The sequence below is a fragment of the Mycobacterium sp. genome (assembly GCF_049281135.1).
GTDB lineage: Bacteria > Actinomycetota > Actinomycetes > Mycobacteriales > Mycobacteriaceae > Mycobacterium.
Genome location: NZ_JBAPRN010000192.1, coordinates 1 through 1703, shown reverse-complemented (window position 1 = coordinate 1703; position 1703 = coordinate 1). Strand labels below are relative to the sequence as shown.

Sequence of the window (1703 nt, the reverse complement as noted above, 5' to 3'; positions counted from 1 at the left end):
GCCATCGGGGCCGATGCCGGAGATGATGCTGACCCCGCCCGCTAGTCGGCGCATCGCCAATTTAAAGTCCTCGCCGCTGATCGTAGGGTCTTCGAGTAGCGTCGCTGTTGCTTGCATTTCTTCACCTCATTGTTAGTGCTGGCTTGCAGAGTGCGTTGATCTGCAACGCATCTGGTGGCATCAGCGTCTGTCAGCCGAATGCACGGGTCAATGGGTCGGATGGTGAAACGCCCCCGTGGGGTGAGAAAAGCACCCCCTTGTTGCGGGTGAGTGCCAACTTGGTGTCTTGGACGCAGCATTCGGCGGCGACCGTGCACTGGTCGTATCCCTCTATGTGGGGACAAAAACATCCGCTTTTGGGTCTAACTGTCATTGACCTGCGGTGATTGCATGAGATTCGTCAGTCACCACGGAGGAGAACGTCATGATCATGCCCCATTCGACGGGCCACGTAATTGCTCGCGACGGTTGCTTACTGCGTGTTGACATCATGGCGGGCCGGTGGGTTGCGAGCCGATTCAATCCCAATTTCGTTATCACACAAGAGGTTCGTGGCACCGACGACGCGGTGCATCGACAGATCAAGCAGTGGTTGTCAGCACCCGCCAGGTCTGAGGTGCGGCATGTGACGCGTTCAGGTGGCCGCCTGCTGGACTATCGCCTCTGACCGGGCGAACACCGCGCAACGTTGCGCGGGTTGTTGAAAATGCAAATCCCGCAATCCGCTTCGCGGAGGAAAGTAGATGATGTGATGCTCCTTCCAATCGTGATATTCATGATGATCCTGTGGCCAGTGCTGATCCCAGCCCTTGTCACCGCCTTTCATGCCGTCGCCAATCGACGGCGCAACTCCCGTTGCGTCGTGCGGCCGGAGTGGGGGTGGGTGGCATGAGGCGGATTGTGGTGGGTATGACGGGGGCCACGGGGGCGGTGCTCGGTGTCGAGTTGCTCCGTCAATTGCAACAGCGCGCCGACGTGGAGACGCACCTGGTGCTTTCGCGTTGGGCGCGAGCGACCATCAACCTGGAGACGGAGCTGTCGGTGGGCGATGTCGAGTCGCTGGCCGACGCTGTCTATTCGTGGGATGAACAGACAGCAGCGATCTCGTCGGGTTCTTTCCGCATCGACGGTATGGTGATCGCGCCGTGCAGTATGAAAACGCTGGCGGCGATCCGGTCGGGCTACGCCGACGGGTTGATTGCCCGGGCAGCCGATGTGACGTTGAAGGAACGGCGGCGGCTGGTGCTGGTGCCGCGTGAGACGCCGCTGAGTGAGATTCATCTGGAGAACATGTTGGCGTTGGCGCGCATGGGCGCCAGCATCGTGCCGCCGATGCCGGCGTTCTACAACCATCCCGCGTCCGTGGACGACGTCGTCGATCACATCGTGACCCGGATCCTGGACCAGTTCGGCATCGAATCGCCCACCGCCAAACGGTGGAGCGGCGTGCCGGACGCGAAGGCGTCAAACCTCAAGGTGGTGAATGACTGATGGCCAGGATCACCGATCTACGCGAGTATTTGCGGGTACTGGAATCGCTCGACGATGTTGAGCACATCGATCGTCCGGTCAGCCCCGTGCTGGAGGCGGCCGCGATCACCCGCCGGTCGACCGAGCAGGGGAGGCCGGCGCCGTTGTTCGACAACGTCGAAGGGGCACAGTCCGGGTTCCGTTTGCTGGGAGCTCCGGGTGCGCTGTCCAGC

General features: G+C 61.2%; 1 protein-coding gene and 1 pseudogene. Both read left to right on the top strand.

Annotation, left to right across the window (positions count from 1 at the left end):
- Nucleotides 1-888 precede the first annotated feature (888 nt).
- Complete coding sequence (locus WAN02_RS07995; RefSeq protein ID WP_422263622.1) at nucleotides 889-1491, top strand: non-oxidative hydroxyarylic acid decarboxylases subunit B; 603 nt, start codon at nucleotides 889-891, stop codon at nucleotides 1489-1491.
- Nucleotides 1491-1703, top strand: a pseudogene (locus WAN02_RS07990) (hypothetical protein); the annotation flags it as partial. The gene WAN02_RS07995 and the pseudogene WAN02_RS07990, both read left to right, overlap by 1 nt.

Excerpts from the sequence above, each read along its gene's own strand:
- WAN02_RS07995 (WP_422263622.1), top strand. The coding sequence starts at position 889 with ATGAGGCGGATTGTGGTGGGTATGACGGGGGCCACGGGGGCGGTGCTC.